The following is a 16,319-nucleotide window of genomic DNA, read 5'->3' as shown; positions in this document are numbered from 1 at the left end:
CCCGTGGACCTGTCCGCCGGCCCGCCCGACGACACCGTGGAGATCGGCGGCCGCTACCGGCTGGTGCGCGAGCTCGGACGCGGCGGCATGGGCCGGGTGTGGGAGGCCCTGGACGGCGAGCTGCGGCGTCCGGTCGCGGTGAAGGAGCTGCTGCTCCCCGACGACCTGGAGCCCGCGGAGCGGCGGCGGCTGATGACGCGGACGGTGCGGGAGGCGCGGGCTGCGGCGCTGCTGGAGCACGAGTCGATCGTGGCGGTGCACGACGTCCTCGTCGACGGCGGACGGCCGTGGATCGTGATGGAGCTGATCGACGGCATCACGCTCCGCGAGGCCGCGCCGGTCCCGCCGGCCGAGGTGGTGCCGACCGTGGCGCCCCGCGCGGGGACGCCCACGCCCGAGCCGGCGCCGACGTTCCCGCGGATGCCGACCCTGGACCCGTCGCGGCTGCTGTCGCCGCCGGGGTTCACGCCGTCGCTGCCGCCGTGCGTGCTGCGGGGCGAGTGTTGATCCCGGGGCTGCGGCACGGGCCGGGCGACGCGCTCCCGCCGTGGGCGCCGGGGCGGGTGAGCGGCGACCCTGCGCTGCTGCGGCTGGCGGCCGTGCTGGCGGTCATGGCCGGGGTGGCGGCGCTGGCGTGCACCCCCGCCGGTCCCGGCGCCGTACTGGCCGCGGCTGGCGTGGGCGCTGGGCCTCTCGGCGGTGACGGCGGTGGCGCTGATCCGTCCGGCGCGCCGGGACCGGCGGGGGTGGTGGGCGGCGGTGCTGGCCGCGCTGGGGATGGTCACGGCGGTGCTGGTGAAGTTCGCGGTGACCGGCGCGCCGGTGGCGTGGGCGCCGGCGGCCGCGGCGGCGTGGACGGCGGTGACGCTGGCGCCACTCGCGGCCCGCGCCCCGCGCCGCACGCCGACCTGGACGGCGAGCCCGCCCGCGGCCCGCCTCGCGGGCCCGTTCACGGGCCGGACGGAGGGACGGGCGGGCGGACGGCGGCGCGCGTTCAGCGTGCCGCGCCCTCGACGTAGGGGGCCAGCACCGCCCGGTACTGCGACGGCAGAATCCCCGACCGATACAGCACCTCCCGTTCCGAGCCGTAGCGGGGGCACACCTCGTCGGCGCCGGTGACGATCGGGTGCGGCCCGTCGCCGCGGTAGGCGGCGGCGCGGGTTAACGCGGTCCCCTCGCAGACGGGGTACCAGTCCTGGCCGGTGGCGCGCGGGGGCAGCCAGTCGACGCGTTCGGGGCCGGCGCCGGTCAGGTGCCAGGCGGCGGAGGCGGTCACCGCGGCGGCGACCAGGAGCAGCAGCCACCGGTTCCGCCGCGCGAACTCCGCCATGCCCCGACGGTAGAGGATCACTTGCGGCGCAGCCACCGCCAGATCGCGCCGGCGGGCGCGTCCGGTTCGGTGAGCGGGTGCTCCTCGACGTCGTAGCGCCGGATGTAGGCGCCCGCGAACGCCTGGAGGCTGGCGCCGGCGGGCAGGGCCAGCACCACCCCGATCGGGCCCATGACGGCCGCGCCGGCCAGGATCAGCCCGAACGCGACGGCGGGGTGCATGTCCAGGGTGCGGGCGGTGATGCGGGGCTGCAGCAGGTAGTTCTCCAGCTGCTGGTAGGCGGCGACGAACAGCAGCATCCACAGCGCGGTCGACGGCGCGACGGTCAGCGCGATCAGCACCGGCACCGCGCCCGCCAGGTAGGTCCCGACGGCGGGGATGAACTGCGACACCACGCCCACCCACAGCGCCAGCGTCGCGGCGTAGGGGACGCCGAGCCCGATCATGGCGATGTAGTGCGCGACGCCGGAGATCAGCGCCAGCAGCGCCCGCGAGTAGATGTAGCCGCCGGTCTTCTCGACGGCGATCTCCCACGCCCACAGCACCTGCCGCTGCCGCCTCGGCGGGAGCAGGGAGCACACCGTCCGGCGGAACTGCGGGCCCTCGGCGGAAAGGTAGAACGTGAACAGCAGCACCCCGAGGCCCTTGAAGATGACGCCGAACGCGGTCGCGCCGATCCCCCACACGTTCCCCGCGACGGACGACAGGTGCCGCGACAGCGTGTCGGTCACGGTGGGGAGCCGCTGGAACAGGGTGTCCTGCGACAGGTTCGTCCCGAACGTGGAGTTGATCCAGCCGATCAGGTGCCGGACGTAGCCGGGGAACCCGTCGATGAGGTTCATCGCCTGGGTGGCCAGCAGCGACCCGATGCCGCCGAGGAACCCGCCGGCGAGCACGCCGACGACCAGGAACATCACGGCGGTCGCGGGGCCGCGCCGCCAGCCGCGCCGGGCCAGCCAGTTGACGGCGGGCTCGATCGCGAACGCCAGGAACAGCGAGGTCAGCAGGAGCAGCAGCAGTTCCCTGAGCCGTTCCAGGAGCCACAGCCCGCCCATGAACGCCAGCACGACCGCACCGGCGAGCAGGAACGCCTTCGGCAGCCACGGCGGCATCCGGCCGGGCGGGACGGCGCCGTCCCGCCCGGCCGCGCCCAGCCCCGTGGCGGGCGGTGCGGCGGGGGCGTCGGGCGGGAGGTCTGCGGGCGCGTAGGCGGCGCTGTCGCCCGGCGTCTGCGGCATCCCCGCACGCTAGCCGCGCCGCCCCGCCCGGCCGGGCGCGCCCGCCCCGCGCAAGGCGCAACCTTTGCCGGGATTTCAGCCGCCGCACCCGCCCGGACGACCCGGGTCCTTGACCACACGGTTATAGAACCATTAGGTTAACAACCCTGGTAAGGGAAGGGGATGGTCGTGTGAGCGAGGTCGCCACGGGCGCGCTCGACGCCACGTTCGCGGCGCTGGCCGATCCGACGCGCCGCGCGATCCTGGCGCGGCTGCGCGCCGGCGAGGCCTCGGTGGCGGAGCTGGCCGCGCCGTTCGCCATGAGCCAGCCCGCCGTGTCCAAGCACCTGAAGGTCCTGGAGCGGGCGGGGCTGATCACGCGGGGCCGCGACGCCCAGCGGCGGCCCTGCCGCCTGCGGCCCGGGCCGCTGAAGGACGCGGCCACCTGGCTGGAGAACTACCGCGCGTTCTGGGAGGACCGCTTCCAGAACCTGGACATCCTGCTCGACGAGCTGAAGGAGGCCGACGATGGGTGAGTTCGAGGAGCAGTACTGGCAGCGGGCCGACGCGTCCGGCGCCGAGCGGATCGCGGCGCGCTACCGGCGCCGCGCCGACGCGTTCGGCGCCAAGGTCGACGCCGTCCGCGAGGGGCAGTGGGGGAACCGGTCGCCGTGCGAGAAGTGGACGGCGGCGGACGTCGTCCAGCACATCGTCGACATGCACGGGGTGATGCTGACCCCGCTCGGCCGGAGCCTCAGCGCGGCGCCGGCGGTCGCCGACGACCCCGCCGCCGCGTTCCGCGCCGCGCGCGCCGACGTGGAGGCCGTCCTCGCCGACCCCGCCCTGTACGGGCAGGAGTGCGACACCCCCTCGGGGCGGCTGACGGCGCTGCAGCACATCGACCAGGTCGTCAGCCAGGACCTGCCGCTGCACGGCTGGGACCTGGCCAAGGCCACCGGGCAGGACGACACGATCGACCCGGCCGACGTCGAGGAGGCGCTGTCGGGCGTCGGCGCCATCCCGGAGGAGACGATGCGGATGCTGCGGACGCCGGGGGCGTTCGGCCCGGGCGTCGAGGTGTTCGGCCCGGAGGTGAAGGTCGGCGCGGACGCGCCGCCGCAGGACCGCCTGCTCGGCTTCATCGGCAGGGATCCGCGTTGGCGGCCGTGACGGTCGCCGTCCCCTCCGACCGCGCGATCGTCATGACGCGGGACTTCGCCGCGCCCCGCGCGCTGGTCTTCCGCGCCTGGACCGAGCCCGGCCTGGTCAGGCGCTGGTACGGCGCGCACGGCTGGGACGTGGTGTCCGCCGCGATCGACCTGCGGGTCGGCGGCGCCTGGCGGTTCGTGTGGGCGGGGCCGGACGGGGCGGGCATGGCCGCCGGCGGCGTCTACCGCGAGGTCGACCCGCCGGCGCGGCTGGTCTACACCGAGGCGTTCGACGACGCCTGGTACCCGGGGCGGGCCGTGGTGACCCACGAGTTCGCCGAGCGGGCCGGGACGACCACGCTGACCACGACGTTCCTGTTCGACTCGCGGCGGATCCGGGACCTGGTCATCGAGTCCCCCATGGACCGCGGCGTCGCCGAGGGCTACGACCGTCTCGACGACGTCCTGCGCGGCCTGGAAGACGGGTGACGGACGATGGGTGACGGCGGTGTCAGGCGCCGGTCGCGGCGGTGAGTTCGGCGAGCAGTTCGGAGGCGGTGATCGCGTCGAGCGCGGCGGCGTCGGAGATCCACACGCTGATCGCGACCTCCGCGGCGGGGTCGCGGTCGCCGATCGCGACCGCGGGCTCGAACCTGAGGGTGGCCGTGCCGCCGCCGGGCAGGTCGCGTGACATCCCGTCGACGATGCCCGCGTCGGCGGGGGTCTCGTGCTCCCAGCCGCGCCGCTCCAGGCCGAGGAGCCGTCCCAGCGGGACCTTCGTCCCCTCGAAGCGGTCCAGGTTCCCGGTGTCGCGCTCCCGCGCGGTGAGCGCGTGGACGGGCCGGTCCAGCTGCGGGAACGGCTGCGCGATCTCGTAGTCGGCGAACACCCGCGCCCACGCGGCCAGCGCGCCGGGCGGGTCCAGGGGGTGGGCGAGGCGGACCGTCGCGGTGTCGGGCAGGGTGTAGGCGTCGTCGTCGGCGTCGGCGAACGTGCCGTCCTCGGCGACCCGGAACGTGGCCCCGTCGCGGGCGGTCCCGTCGCGGGCGGTCTCGCCGGTGGTCCAGACGAGGCGGCGGACGATGTGCCGCAGCAGCGGATGGGACGCCAGCAGCCGCCGGAAGTCGGGCGCCGTCCAGGTCCGCCGCTCGATCATCGCGGTCTCCAGCCGGAGCACCTGTCCGGCGGCGACGGCGCGGACGTCCTTGCGCAGCGCGGCGAACCGCTTGTAGGCGGCGGGGGCCAGGTCGGGGTCGTCCTTGGCGCCGGGTCTCGGCAGGGAGGCCCGCGCCTTGCCGTCGCCGTCCAGGACGTACGGTTTGAGCAGTTCGTCGAACCCGACGGTGAAGCGGCGCGGCCCGTAGTCCAGGACGAGGGTCCCGGCGTCGTCCAGGCCGAGCCCGGGGACGATGCGGTCGGCGAGCTCGTCGCGCGACAGGCCGAGCACGCCGGCGATCTGGTGGATCTTCTCGCGCGCCTGGTCCCGCAGGGCCTTGAACCGGAGTTTCTGGGAGATGCCGTGCAGGTGCGTCAGCGCGACGTCGGTGCCGATCTCGGCGAGGACGTCCAGCCCGGCGGCGGCGTTCTGGTGGCGGCTCTGCCCCGGCCAGGCGCGGATCAGCGGGGTGAGGCGGCGGGCGGCGTCGTCGCCGCCGAGCAGGCCGAGCTGGGTGAGCGCCCAGCCGTCCTTGGCGGGGTGCCCGGCGGCCTCCCAGCGTTCGAACAGCGCCCAGGAGAACGCGGCGAGGGACGCGGTGTCGCAGGCGTCCAGGACGCCGGACACCTCGGGGCGCCCGCCGCCCGGCGGCAGCAGCGCGAGCGTCGCCAGCAGGGTCCGCGTCGCCGCCTCCGGCAGGGCCCGGTCGCGGCCGGACAGCAGGACCTGCGGCAGCAGCGCCGGGTCGGCCCAATCGCCGATCTTGGGGGCGCGGACGGGGACGAGGTCGAACACGTCGGCCTCCAGCAGCGCCGCGACGGCGGCGGCCGCCTCCTGCCCGTAGGTGCGCGCCGCGTCCTCGACGGCCGCGTCGCCTTCTGTCCGGGCGATGTGCAGCAGCGCGACCTGCGCCGCCTGCCGTGCCTTGCCGGCGGGGCCGAGCGCCGCCGGGATCAGCTGGACGGCGGCGGCGGTCCCGTGCCGCGCGAACCAGGCGTGCGCGAGGGGCCGCATCGACTTCAGCCGGAACGCCCAGTCGGCCATCAGCGCGGCGATCCGCGGGGTCAGGAACGGCAGCAGGATCTCGCCGTGCTCGGCCGGTGCGCTCCTGGCGGCGTCGAGCAGGAGCGGGACGGCGTCCAGCTCGTAGCGGGCCGCGACGACCCTGTGGCTCCACCAGTGGCCGAGGCGTCCCGCCCGGTAGTCGGCGATGTTGCGGGCGGCGTCCTGGTCCGGCCAGTGGGGCGAGTTCCGGCTCCAGGTCTCGCGTTCGCCGTCCGCCCACCGGACGGCGCCGCCGCCGGGCGCGGCCAGCCCGCCGATCACGGTCTGGCGGGGCGGGCGGCCGCGTTTCCACGGCGGGTTCGTCAGCGACGCGGGCAGCGCTTGGGGCGGGGCGCCGGGGATCCGCGCCGCCGGTGTCCCCCCGGCCAGGTGGGGGTGGGTGGTCAGGTGCTCTGCCAGCAGTTCGGCGGCGGTCCTGGCGGGTGTGCCCGTGCCGGACGCGGCGTCCCGCAGCAGCCGCGCCGCGCGGACGGGGAACCGTTTCGCCGCCGCCGCCAGCGCGGGCCGGACGCGGTCCTTGCCAGCACGGTCTTTGCCGGCCGGGTCCTTGCCTGCGCGGTCCAGCAGCGCCTGGAACGCCTCGTCGGTCGGCAGGATCGCCAGCAGTTCGGCGGCGTTCCGGCGGCTCTGGGCGTGGTGGGCGGTGTCGTAGCCGTCGGCGAGGAACGGGGCGGCGGCGGCGCCGACGCCGTCCACGACGCTGGTCGCCACGTCGACCTGGGACAGGGACCAGCCGACGCCGCCCAGCGCCGTCAGCTGCGCGGCGGACTGCACCGAGCACAGCAGTATCCAGTCGGTGTTCCACGTGCCGGGCACGCCCGCCCTGTCGGCGACGCACTCGTCCACCCAGTCCTGCCGGGTCGGCGCCAGGTAGGCGGTGAGGAGCCGCGTCAGGGGGTCTTCGCGGCGCGCCCGCAGCCGCGTGACGGCGCGCTCGTACTCGGCGTCGCCGGCGGCGGCGAGGACGGCCCGCATCCGCCGCAGGGTGCGCCGCATCGTCCACCAGGGGCCGTATTCCTGCCGGTCGGGGTCGCGGGGCGCCACCCACGACTCGCCGGCGCCGCTGTCGCCGGTCGTCCGCCAGGCGGGTTCGGCGCGTCCGAGTCCGGTGATCGCCTCGGCGGCGAACGCGGCGCCGTGCCGGGCGCACCACGCGTCGACCAGCGCGGTGTGCGGGTCGTCCCGCCAGTTCTCGCGGCGGATCGCGATCTGCGCTGCCACCGACGCGCCGAGCGGGTCGTCGTCCCCGGCCAGGTAGCGGCGGGTGGCCGCGACGAGGGCCGGGTCGCTGCGGGGGTCGCCGAGCGTTTCCTCCAGGTCCGCGGCGTGGGCGTCGATCGCGCCGCGGAGCGCGCCGGCGGCCGCGGGGTCGATGGTGATCGCGGGGCAGGGGGCGCCGCCGCGCCGGGGGTGCAGGCGGCGCCGCCAGGTCGCCGGGATCGTCAGGGTGTCCTCGTCCATGCCGCCTCACGGTAGGCCGGGGCCCCGACAGTCATGATCGGCGCCGGTCAGCCGGGTGGGTCGTCGACAAGCGCGGCGATCGCGCGGTCGAGGCGGGCGCGGCGCGTCCGGCGGGGGTGCGGGCCTTCAGCAGCGGCAGGATCAGCTGGTAGCGGCGGGTCTTGTCGAGCGCGTCGAAGCGGGCGGCGGCGCCGGGGTGGGCGGCGAGCGCCTCGGCGAGGTCGTCGGGGACGGTGACGTCGCGTTGCGCGGCGTAGGCGGCGTCCCAGCGGCCGTCGGCCTGGGCGGCGGCGACCTCGGCGAGGCCCGGGGGGCGCATGCGGCCTTCGGCGGTCAGTTCGGCGACGCGGTCGACGTTCACCCGCGACCAGGGGCTGCCCTTGCGGCGGCGCGAGTACCGCTGCAGGTAGCAGTGCTCGTCGTAGGACTTGCGCTGGCTGTCGATCCAGCCGTAGCACAGCGCGACGTCCAGCGCCTCCCTGATGGTGAGGGTGGTGACCGGGGCGCCCTTCTTGGCGATCTTCAGCCAGACGCCGCCGTCGGTGTCGTGGTGGTCGGCGAGCCACGCCTCCCACTGGCCAGCGTCCGCGAAGTGCATCATCACCCCAGCATCGTCCACCACTCCCGCCCGGCGGAACCCCCCGGCCCGGCGCCCCGCCGTCCCCGGAGCGGGCCGGGCGGGCCGGGCGGCCTGGGGGTCATCGGTCGAGGACGGCGAGGTCGAGGCTGCGGAGCCGGGCGGGGTCGGCGATCAGGTCGTACTCGGCGACGCGGCCGTCCCGCACGGTGATCGCGATGGCCAGCAGGAGGCGGCCGTGCGGGGCGACGACGGCGCCGGCGCGGCCGTCGACCAGGGCGGGTCCGGCGTAGCGGGCGCGGCCGCCGAAGCGCTGCATCTCGCGGGCGACGGCGCCGGCGCCGCGGGCGACGGGGGCGCGGCCGGGCGGCAGGACGGCCGCGTCGGCGCGGCGGACGACGTCCGGGTCCAGGATCGCGAGGAGCGCGTCGAGGTCGCCGTCGCGGGCGGCGGCCAGGAACGCCTCGACGACGCGGCGCTGCCGGGCGAGTTCGGCGGCGGGCGCGGCGGCGGCGCCGCGGACGCGGTGCCGGGCGCGGCTGGCGAGCTTCTTGGCGGTGCCGGGGGTGCGGCCGACGATGGCGGCGATCTCCTCGAACGGGACGGCGAACACGTCGTGCAGGACGAACGCGACGCGTTCGGCGGGGCCGAGGGTGTCGAGGACGACGAGCATCGCGCGGCCGACGTCGTCGATGAGCTCGGCCTCGTGCTCGGGGCCGCCGCCGGCGGCCTGGACGGGCGCGTGCCATCCGTAGGGGTCCTCGCGGCGGGCGGCGCGGGCGCGCAGCATGTCCAGGCACAGCCGGGACACCACGGTGCGCAGCCACGCCTCCAGGCTGTCGATCCGGGCGGGGTCGGTGCGGGCCAGCCGCAGCCAGGCCTCCTGGACGGCGTCGTCCGCCTCGCCGGCCGAGCCCAGCATCCGGTACGCCACCGCGCGCAGCTGCCCGCGGTGCGCCTCGAACCGCTCGGCCAGTGCGCCGTGCTCGCTCATCGGTCACCTTTCCTCGTCGCTGTCCGTCTGCAGGGTGGCATCCGATGGACGGCGGGACAGGGAGACAGGCCGATGATCCGATACGACGAGGGTACCGGCGGGCGGCAGCCGCTGCTGACGCCGGTGCGGGTCGGTGACCTGCGGCTGCCCAACCGGGTGGTGATGGCGCCGATGACGCGGGCGCGGGCGCCCGGCCGGGAGGCGACGGACCTGCACGCCGCGTACTACGGGCAGCGCGCCACCGCCGGGCTGATCGTCGCGGAGGGCGCGTGGGTGAGCGAGCGGGCGATCGGGTTCCCCGACGTCCCGGGCGTCTTCGGCGCGGGGCAGGTCGCGGCGTGGCGGCGGGTCACCGACGTGGTGCACGCGCTGGGCGGGCGGATCGTGCTGCAGTTGTGGCACGCCGGCGCCAATTCCCATCCCGACCTTCTGGGCGGCGCGCTGCCCGCCGGGCCGTCGCCGGTCGATCCGGGCGAGGTGTGCCGCACGCCCGGCGGGCCCAAGGACACGGTCACGCCGCGCGAGATGACGGCCGCGGAGATCGCCGGGACGGTCGCCGACTACGGCGCGGCGTCGGCGAACGCGCGCCGCGCGGGGTTCGACGGGGTGGAGGTAGCGGCCAACGGCACGTATCTGGTCGCGCAGTTCCTGAACCCGCGGCTGAACCGGCGCCGCGACGGCTACGGCGCCGACCGGGGCCGGCTGCTGCTGGAGATCGTCGACGCGGTGACCGCGGCGTGGGACGGCCGCCGCGTGGGGGTGCGGTTGTCGCCGTACTGGACGGCCCGCGACCGCCCCTCACCGGCCCGCTCACCGGGCCGCGGCGCTTACCCCTACACCGCCGACGAGGAGTCCCTCGCCGGGTACGACGCGGTGGTCGCCGAGCTGGACCGGCGGCCGCTGGCCTACCTGCACCTGTGGGGGCGGGCGCCGGCGCGTCCCGGCGCGGTCCCCGACTTCGACGAGTTCGCGCGGTTCCGCAAGCTGTTCGGCGGGCCGCTGATCGTCAACCACGGCTTCGGCCGGGACTCCGGCAACGCGGTGGTGGACGCCGGGATCGCCGACGCGGTGTCGTTCGCGGAGCTGTTCATCGCCAACCCCGACCTGGTCGGGCGGTTCGCGCTGGGCCAGGACCCGGCGTCCGACGACGGCCGCTCCCGGTACGGCGGCGGCGCCCGCGGCTACGTCGACTACCCGATCTGGCCGGGCCACCAGCCCCCGCCGGGCGGCTAGGCCCCGCCGGATCCGTCGGGGCCGTCGGGGCCGGGTGGCGGGACGAACTCGGGCTGGTCCAGGACGCGCAGCCAGCTGCCGTCGGGCTGGCGGCGCACGACCTGCGCGCGGGCGCCGGCCCCGTCCCGGGGCGGGGTGGAGGTGAGGGCGAGGTCGCCGCTGACGAGGGTCGGCAGGGGTTCTTCGGGCTGGAAGCGGGGGCGGGCGGCCAGGACCCGTTCCCAGAGTTCGCGGATCGCGTCGCGTCCGACGGTCTGGGAGCCGGGCGGGTAGGCCAGCACCGCGTCGGGTTCGTAGAGCGCGGCGACGCCCGCGGCGTCGCCGGCGTTGGAGCGTTCGACGAACAGCCGGGTGATGTCCTCGGGCCGCATGGCCTTCTCGTGTTCCGTCATGTCTCCCCCTGGTCCGGTTGCCGTTGCCCCCATCGTGCCGACCGCCGGGCGAGAAGTCCAAGAGATGGTTCTTCTGACGTCGATAACGAGCCCTTATGGCGAGGGGGGCAGGGCGCCGGCGAGGACGGCGGTGACCGTGCCGCGGACGGTCCCGGCGTCGGGCGGGGCGCCGGTGCGGTCGGCGAACAGCATGTGCCCGGCGCCGATCAGCATGAACGCGAGCGTGTCGACGTCGGCGTCGGCGGCCAGGCGGCCCAGGTCGCGTTCGGCGGCGAGGTAGCGGGCGGTCATCTCGGCGGCCTCGGTCAGGACGGGCACGCCGGCGGGCCAGGTGCGGCGCAGCCGGGCGCGCAGCTCGTCGCGGAAGGTGACGAGCGCGACGATCGCGACGGCGGCGGACTCGAACAGGGCGGTGAGCGCGCCGGTGAGGTTGCCGGTGACGGTGCCGGTCCCCGCGCTGCGGCGCAGGGCGGCGGCCTCGGCGTCCATGCGGTCGGCGCGGGCGAGGACGAACTCGGCGAGGAAGGCGTCGAAGTCGGCGAAGTGCCGGTGCAGGACGCCCTTGGCGCAGCCCGCCTCGGCGGTGACGGCGCGGCTGGTCAGCGCGCTCGGCCCGTCCCGGAGCAGGACGCGCTCGGCGGCGCCGAACAGCTGCTCGCGCACGTCGCGGATGTGCACCCCGGTCGGCACTGTGGCGTCCTTCCCCTTCTCCCCGAGGCCCTCCCCCGGGCGGGCCCGGCGCGGCGGCGCGGTGGGCGGTTGCCCACTGTACTGCGGTGATGGGCCGCGGGCGCGCGGCGCTCGCCCCGGCGGCGGGCGGGGCGCGGGTCAGCCGGGGGTGTCGTCGGGGAACAGCAGGGTGTCCAGGCCGCGGCGGACGCCGGGGGTGTCGGCGACGCGGCGGATCGCCAGCAGGGTGCCCTCGGCGTAGGGGTCGGGGGTGAGGCCGGGGTCGTGGCGCAGGGTGAGGCGTTCGCCGGCGCCGCCGAAGACGACCTCGGTGGCGACGACGAAGCCGGGCAGCCGGACGGAGTGGACGCGGGTCCCGGCGACGCCGGCGCCGCGGGCCTCGGGCGGGCCGTGCAGCCGCTCCGGCGGGACGGCCGGGGGCGCCGGGTTCTGCGCGCCGAGGGTCTCGGCGAGTTCGCGTGCGGTTCCGCTGGGCACGTCGGGTTTGGTGGCGGCGGCGTAGTCGATGATCTCCCAGTGGTCCAGCTCGCGGGCGGCGATCGTGGCGGTGCGCAGCAGGATCGCGGCCATCACCGAGAAGTTGCCCGCCGCGATCACTCCGGCGCCGCGGTCGCGGGCGAGGCGGTCGAGTTCGGCGTAGTCGGCGGCGGTCAGGCCGCTGGAGCCGATCACGGCGTGCACGCCGGCGTCGACGGCGGTCCACACGTTGCCGCGGACGGCGTCGGCGCTGGTGTAGTCGACCAGGACGTCCACGGGGGCGTCGGCGAGCGCGTCGGCGACGGTGGCGTGGACGCGTCCGGGGCCGCGGGCGGCGGTGGCGTCGGACAGCTCGCGCCCGGCGGCGGACCGGGACACTCCGGCGGTGAGGGTCAGGTCGTCGGCCGCGTCCAGCCCGGCGATGATCGGCGGCGCGGTCCAGCCGGTGACTCCGGCGAAGCAGACATTGATCACGTGTGGAGAGTGTAGGGGCGCGGCGGGGCCGCGGTCTCGGGGAAAGGGGCGGGGGCGGGACAGGCGGCCGGCGCCGCGTCAGGCTCGTGATCGCTCAGACGACGTCTCGAACATCGTGCGCGGCCCTGATCTGGAATCGGGGTTCTGCCTGACGTGCCCGGCTCAGTTCCCGCGGGTCCGATTCAACTGGGCGCCGCGCCCCCGGGGCAACCCCTTTTTGGCGGGGCCGACCCGGGGTTGGCGGTCCCGGGGGTGGCGGGGTGGGGGGTCAGCGGGCGAACAGGGAGGCGTAGACGGTGCGGTCGCCGTCGGTGACGATCTGCCCGGCCAGGTGCGGGGCGGTGACGGTGGACAGCCGCAGGCCCTGTCCGGCGGGCGGGTAGCGGTCCTCCTCGTGCAGGTCGGCGGGTCCGGCGGGGGTGTCGGCGAGCCATCCGGCGATCTCGGCGAGGCGGGCGGCGCGGTCGCGTTCCAGGGCGCCGCGCAGCCCGGCCAGGCCCGCCGCCCCGTCCGGTGCGCCCGGCCTGTCGGTGTCGAAGGGGTCGGCGTGCGGGTCGGGGGCGGGCTCGGCGTGCCGGGCGGCGACGCCGTAGGCGAAGCACGCCAGCGCGGCCCACATCTCGGCGAAGTAGGCGGGGTCGGGCGCGATCTCCAGGCCGGCGAACCGGCCGGCGACGAAGAACAGCGCGCCGACCTGGCCGGGAAGGGGCTCCAGCCGGGACTGGAACCGGGTCAGCACCGGCCGCTCGCGCGAGAGGATCTGCTCCAGGTGGCCGCGCGGCGCGAGCCCGTGGCGGGCGTTGAGGGCGGCGATGTCGTCCCACAGCTTGCCGTAGCCGTGCACGCCGCGCAGTTCCAGGGCGCGGGCGCGCAGTTCCAGCGGCAGGACGAAGAACCACTGGTCGCGTCCGGCGAGGTAGCCGCCCTGGCTCTGCTGGACGCAGCAGGCGTCCTCGAACAGCAGGCGCTGCCCGGGGGCCAGGAACGCCGACCGGCACAGGGCGTGGTTCTGCGCGCGGTCCTGGACGTAGCCGATGTGCAGCGGGACGATCGCGACGCCGGAGCCGGCGGCGTTGGCGAGCTCGACGCGCCCGTATCCGGCGACCCTGGACAGTTTGAGGCCGCTGCGCGGCGGGACGAAGCCGGGGCGGGCGGGCCCGGAGATCGGGACCATGGTGAGCGCGCCGGCCTGCTGCGGGGTGCCGAGGCGGTGCCCGGCCACGCTGAGGGGGCCGGGCAGGAGGGTGTCGAGCGCCGTCAGCCGTGTCATGCGGTGCTCCTTGCTCCTTGTCGTTCAGGCGGGGGCGCCCCGCCGGGGGTCCGGCGGGGGCCCGGGGGTACCGGACGGGGGCGCGGGGCGGTCAGGCGGCGAGGCCGGTGGTGAGGCCGTCGGCCTGCCGGTCCAGGGCGTCCAGGCGGGCGTGCAGGGCGGCGCGCAGCCACGGCGCGCCGGCCCGGCAGTGCCCGAACATCCAGGGCAGCAGCTCGGCGAAGTCGTCCTGGTGCCAGAACCCGCGCTGCGGCAGGGACGGCGCGGGGCGCCGCGGCCGCAGGTCGTCGCTGCCGGTGAACAGGGCGTGGCAGAACACGACCGGGGTGGCGACGCCGGCGCGGGGCAGGCTCGCCACGACGCGGGCCAGGTCGCCGGGGAACAGGTTCTCGTAGCCGTCGGAGACGACGGCGACCAGGTCGGGGTCGGCGCCGAGGGCGTCCAGGACGCCGGTGGCCAGGTCGGTCGCGCCGCGCGGGGCGCGCTCGTCGCCGCCGACCTCGACGACCTCCAGCCGGGCGCAGACCTGCGACAGCACCATCCGCAGCGCGGCGGCCTGCGACAGCAGGGCCCATTCGCGGTCGCCGTAGCCGCGCATGGACGCCGAGGCGTCCAGGACGAGCGCGACGGTCCCGTCGAAGCGGGGGAACGCGGCCGCGGCGGCGCCGACGCAGCGGCCGAGCGCGACGTACAGTTCCTCGGCGGGCCCGCCCCGGTACAGGTGGACGAGGGTGGCGGCGATGTCGCCGCGGTTGGTGGCGGTGATCGTCGCGGGCCGTTCGCGGGCCGCGTCCAGCGGCAGGACGGGGTCGTGCCCGGCGAGCGCGGCCGTCGCCGTGTGCCGGGCCTGGTGGTCGGTGGTGTAGAGGGCGCGGACGCGGGCGGGTACGGCGGCCGACACCGCGGCGGGCTCGGTGAGGAACCGCAGCAGGCGTCGCCGCAGGTAGTCCGAGGCGGTTTCGCCGGCGGCGATGCGGCGGGCGCAGCCGCGTGCGGTGGCGGTGCCGAGGGCGTGCTCGAAGCAGTCGAGCAGGGCGGGGCGGCGCGCGGCGATGAGCGCGTCGGCGTCCGGGTGCTCCAGGACGAACCGCAGCGCGGCGCGGGTGGTGTGCTTGTGGTTGGCGCGCAGCCGCCGCAGCGCGAGCAGGACGGTGATGACGTGCGCGGGCGGCAGTCCGAGGCTCAGCACGCGGGCGACGCGGGCCGCGGTGGCGCGTTCGCGGGCGTCCAGGCGGGCCTGGGAGGCGGCGAGGATCTGCAGCAGCACGCGGGCGCGCTGCCAGGTCCGCGCGGCGGGCGCGAGGCCGAGCAGCGCGTAGCCCTCGGCGTCGTTGGCGTGGGCGTGGCGGTGCAGGTCCGCGTCGTCCCAGCGCAGGGCGCCTCCCCTGGGCAGGGTGAGGGCGGTGTCGTGGGTCTCCAGGTGGGTGAGGAGCGTGGGGGTGTCCATGATTGTTCGCCTCCGCAATCATGGAGTGTAGGAATCTTCACCGCGGCCCCGACACTCATTTTCCGGCGGCCTGCGGCCTGCACCTCCACCGGCGCTTGCCTGCGCACCCCCCGTCCCCGGGGTAGGACCGGGCGCCCCGGGGCGGGTCAGCGACCGACCGCGGCCGCGGGCTCCCCCGCCGCGGCGGGCAGCGGCCCGGCGGGCGGAGGTCCGGCGGGCGGCGCGGAGGCGCTTTCGACGAGCGCGCCGGCGGGCGCGGGCGGGACGGTTCCGGGTGGGGCGGGGGTGAGCGGGGCGGTGAGGTCCGGGCGGGGGACGGCGGCGCGCTGGGCGATGTAGGCGCCGGTCAGCACGATCGCGCCGCCGAGCAGCTGCGCGGTGGTGAGGCGCTCGCCGAGGACGGCCCAGGCGATGAGCGCGGCGGCGACCGCCTCGGTGTAGCAGATGGCGCCGCCGACCTGCGCCGACAGCCGCTGCAGCCCGGCGACGCCGGTGAGGTAGGCCAGCACGGTGCTGACGATGCCGATCCAGGCGACCAGCGCCCAGCCGGGCGCGGCGTGCCCGGCGATGGGGACCTGCGCGGGCAGCACGTCCCAGGGCAGCGACCACGGCGCGGCGAACGCGGTGAGCGCAACGACGGCCATGACGCTGCCGGACGCGGTGATGACCAGCGGGTCGACCTTGCCGGTGAGGCGGTCGACGGTGAGGAAGTAGCCGGCCTGGCAGGCGGCGGCGCCGAGCCCGGCGGCCAGGCCGAGCGGGTCGAGGCTCAGGCCCGTCCAGATCTGGACGACCAGCGTCAGCCCGGCCATGGCGACCGCGACGCCGGCGACGGCGGTGCGGTGCACGGGGACGCCGCGGACCAGCCGCAGCCACGCCAGCACGATGACGGGTCCGCTGAACTCCAGCAGGATCGCCACGCCGACCGGCAGCCGGGACGCGGCGACGAAGTAGAGCGCCTGGCACCCGGCGACGCCCATCACCCCGTAGACGACGAGGGGCCCCAGGTGGGGGCGCAGGCCGCGGACCGCGGCGCGGCCCCGCAGCATCAGCGCGAGCGGCGCCAGGACCAGCGCCGCGGTCGCGATCCGCAGCCACACCGCCTCCAGCGGGCCGAGGCCCGCCTCGATGAGCGCCTTGCCGAACGGCCCGGACGCCCCGAAACAGATCGAGGAGAACACCGCCAGGCCCAGGCCCCAGGCTCGGTTACGCGTCGTCCCGTCCATCGCCACCTCGCTCCGCCGGGAGTGTCGCCGACCGCGTTGCCGGACGTGCCGCCGACCGTTCGTCGCCTCGGCCGTCCGCGCCGTCGCGCCGCCCGCGACCCCGCGAGCTAAGGAGCATCATGCCATAACACTCCTTACATGACACTCCTTACATGCCGGCGG

16 protein-coding genes are annotated in these 16,319 nt (G+C 76.6%); 5 read left to right on the top strand and 11 right to left on the bottom strand.

What is annotated here, in order from left to right:
• Positions 1 to 3: 3 nt before the first annotated feature.
• Complete coding sequence (locus ACH34T_RS11820) at positions 4 to 507, top strand: protein kinase (protein ID WP_395992074.1); 504 nt, start codon at positions 4 to 6, stop codon at positions 505 to 507.
• Positions 508 to 994: 487 nt separating this feature from the next.
• Here the strand turns inward: ACH34T_RS11820 and ACH34T_RS11815 are convergent, their stop codons facing one another.
• Positions 995 to 1,330 (bottom strand): hypothetical protein, encoded by a 336-nt coding sequence (locus tag ACH34T_RS11815; protein WP_395992073.1) that lies wholly within the window; start codon positions 1,328 to 1,330, stop codon positions 995 to 997.
• 17 nt (positions 1,331 to 1,347) lie between these two features.
• Positions 1,348 to 2,568 carry an AI-2E family transporter gene (locus tag ACH34T_RS11810; protein ID WP_395992072.1) on the bottom strand — a complete coding sequence of 407 codons (1,221 nt, stop codon included), beginning with the start codon at positions 2,566 to 2,568 and terminating at the stop codon, positions 1,348 to 1,350.
• A 170-nt stretch (positions 2,569 to 2,738) separates the two neighbouring features.
• Here ACH34T_RS11810 and ACH34T_RS11805 point away from each other — a divergent pair, with 170 nt between their 5' ends.
• From ACH34T_RS11805 to ACH34T_RS11795, 3 genes are read left to right on the top strand one after another with little or no spacing between them, the layout of a single operon-like run.
• A complete protein-coding gene (locus tag ACH34T_RS11805) occupies positions 2,739 to 3,083 on the top strand; it encodes an ArsR/SmtB family transcription factor (RefSeq protein WP_395992071.1) in 345 nt (114 codons plus the stop codon).
• Positions 3,076 to 3,717, top strand: a complete 642-nt coding sequence (locus tag ACH34T_RS11800) for a TIGR03086 family metal-binding protein (protein WP_395992070.1) — start codon at positions 3,076 to 3,078, stop codon at positions 3,715 to 3,717. The genes ACH34T_RS11805 and ACH34T_RS11800 overlap by 8 nt, the downstream gene beginning before the upstream one ends.
• Complete coding sequence (locus ACH34T_RS11795) at positions 3,714 to 4,184, top strand: SRPBCC family protein (RefSeq protein ID WP_395992140.1); 471 nt, start codon at positions 3,714 to 3,716, stop codon at positions 4,182 to 4,184. The genes ACH34T_RS11800 and ACH34T_RS11795 overlap by 4 nt, the downstream gene beginning before the upstream one ends.
• Before the next feature lie 22 nt (positions 4,185 to 4,206).
• On the opposite strand, the gene ACH34T_RS11790 is transcribed toward ACH34T_RS11795, so the two are convergent.
• The 3 genes from ACH34T_RS11790 to ACH34T_RS11780 all read right to left on the bottom strand — a co-directional run bounded on the left by ACH34T_RS11790 (position 4,207) and on the right by ACH34T_RS11780 (position 8,948).
• Entirely contained in the window at positions 4,207 to 7,377 is a 3,171-nt protein-coding gene (locus ACH34T_RS11790; protein WP_395992069.1) for a DUF4132 domain-containing protein, read from the bottom strand.
• A gap of 31 nt (positions 7,378 to 7,408) precedes the next feature.
• Complete coding sequence (locus tag ACH34T_RS11785) at positions 7,409 to 7,978, bottom strand: YdeI family protein (RefSeq protein WP_395992068.1); 570 nt, start codon at positions 7,976 to 7,978, stop codon at positions 7,409 to 7,411.
• Positions 7,979 to 8,075: 97 nt separating this feature from the next.
• Positions 8,076 to 8,948 carry a sigma-70 family RNA polymerase sigma factor gene (locus ACH34T_RS11780; RefSeq protein ID WP_395992067.1) on the bottom strand — a complete coding sequence of 291 codons (873 nt, stop codon included), beginning with the start codon at positions 8,946 to 8,948 and terminating at the stop codon, positions 8,076 to 8,078.
• Positions 8,949 to 9,020: 72 nt separating this feature from the next.
• Between ACH34T_RS11780 and ACH34T_RS11775 the strand changes: the two genes are divergently transcribed.
• Positions 9,021 to 10,181 carry an alkene reductase gene (locus ACH34T_RS11775; RefSeq protein ID WP_395992066.1) on the top strand — a complete coding sequence of 387 codons (1,161 nt, stop codon included), beginning with the start codon at positions 9,021 to 9,023 and terminating at the stop codon, positions 10,179 to 10,181.
• On the opposite strand, the gene ACH34T_RS11770 is transcribed toward ACH34T_RS11775, so the two are convergent.
• From ACH34T_RS11770 to ACH34T_RS11745, 6 genes are all read right to left on the bottom strand, one after another.
• Positions 10,178 to 10,573, bottom strand: a complete 396-nt coding sequence (locus tag ACH34T_RS11770) for a YybH family protein (protein ID WP_395992065.1) — start codon at positions 10,571 to 10,573, stop codon at positions 10,178 to 10,180. The two genes, ACH34T_RS11775 and ACH34T_RS11770, sit on opposite strands and share 4 nt — an antisense overlap.
• Positions 10,574 to 10,666: 93 nt before the next feature.
• Positions 10,667 to 11,263, bottom strand: a complete 597-nt coding sequence (locus tag ACH34T_RS11765; protein ID WP_395992064.1) for a TetR/AcrR family transcriptional regulator — start codon at positions 11,261 to 11,263, stop codon at positions 10,667 to 10,669.
• Positions 11,264 to 11,401: 138 nt separating this feature from the next.
• Positions 11,402 to 12,214, bottom strand: coding sequence for a 4-hydroxy-tetrahydrodipicolinate reductase (gene dapB, locus ACH34T_RS11760; RefSeq protein ID WP_395992063.1), 813 nt, complete (start codon positions 12,212 to 12,214; stop codon positions 11,402 to 11,404).
• Positions 12,215 to 12,482: 268 nt separating this feature from the next.
• Positions 12,483 to 13,484, bottom strand: coding sequence for an ARPP-1 family domain-containing protein (locus ACH34T_RS11755; RefSeq protein WP_395992062.1), 1,002 nt, complete (start codon positions 13,482 to 13,484; stop codon positions 12,483 to 12,485).
• A 91-nt stretch (positions 13,485 to 13,575) separates the two neighbouring features.
• Positions 13,576 to 14,931, bottom strand: a complete 1,356-nt coding sequence (locus ACH34T_RS11750) for a hypothetical protein (protein WP_395992061.1) — start codon at positions 14,929 to 14,931, stop codon at positions 13,576 to 13,578.
• Between the two features lie 146 nt (positions 14,932 to 15,077).
• The gene (locus ACH34T_RS11745) at positions 15,078 to 16,157 is read right to left on the bottom strand and encodes an EamA family transporter (RefSeq protein ID WP_395992060.1); all 1,080 of its coding nucleotides are present in this window, start codon (positions 16,155 to 16,157) and stop codon (positions 15,078 to 15,080) included.
• Positions 16,158 to 16,319: the final 162 nt, after the last annotated feature.

The organism is Actinomadura sp. 9N215 (assembly GCF_044326345.1).
Lineage (GTDB): Bacteria > Actinomycetota > Actinomycetes > Streptosporangiales > Streptosporangiaceae > Spirillospora.
The sequence above is the reverse complement of the archived record's forward strand: the minus strand, read 5'-3'. Positions and strand labels throughout refer to the sequence as shown.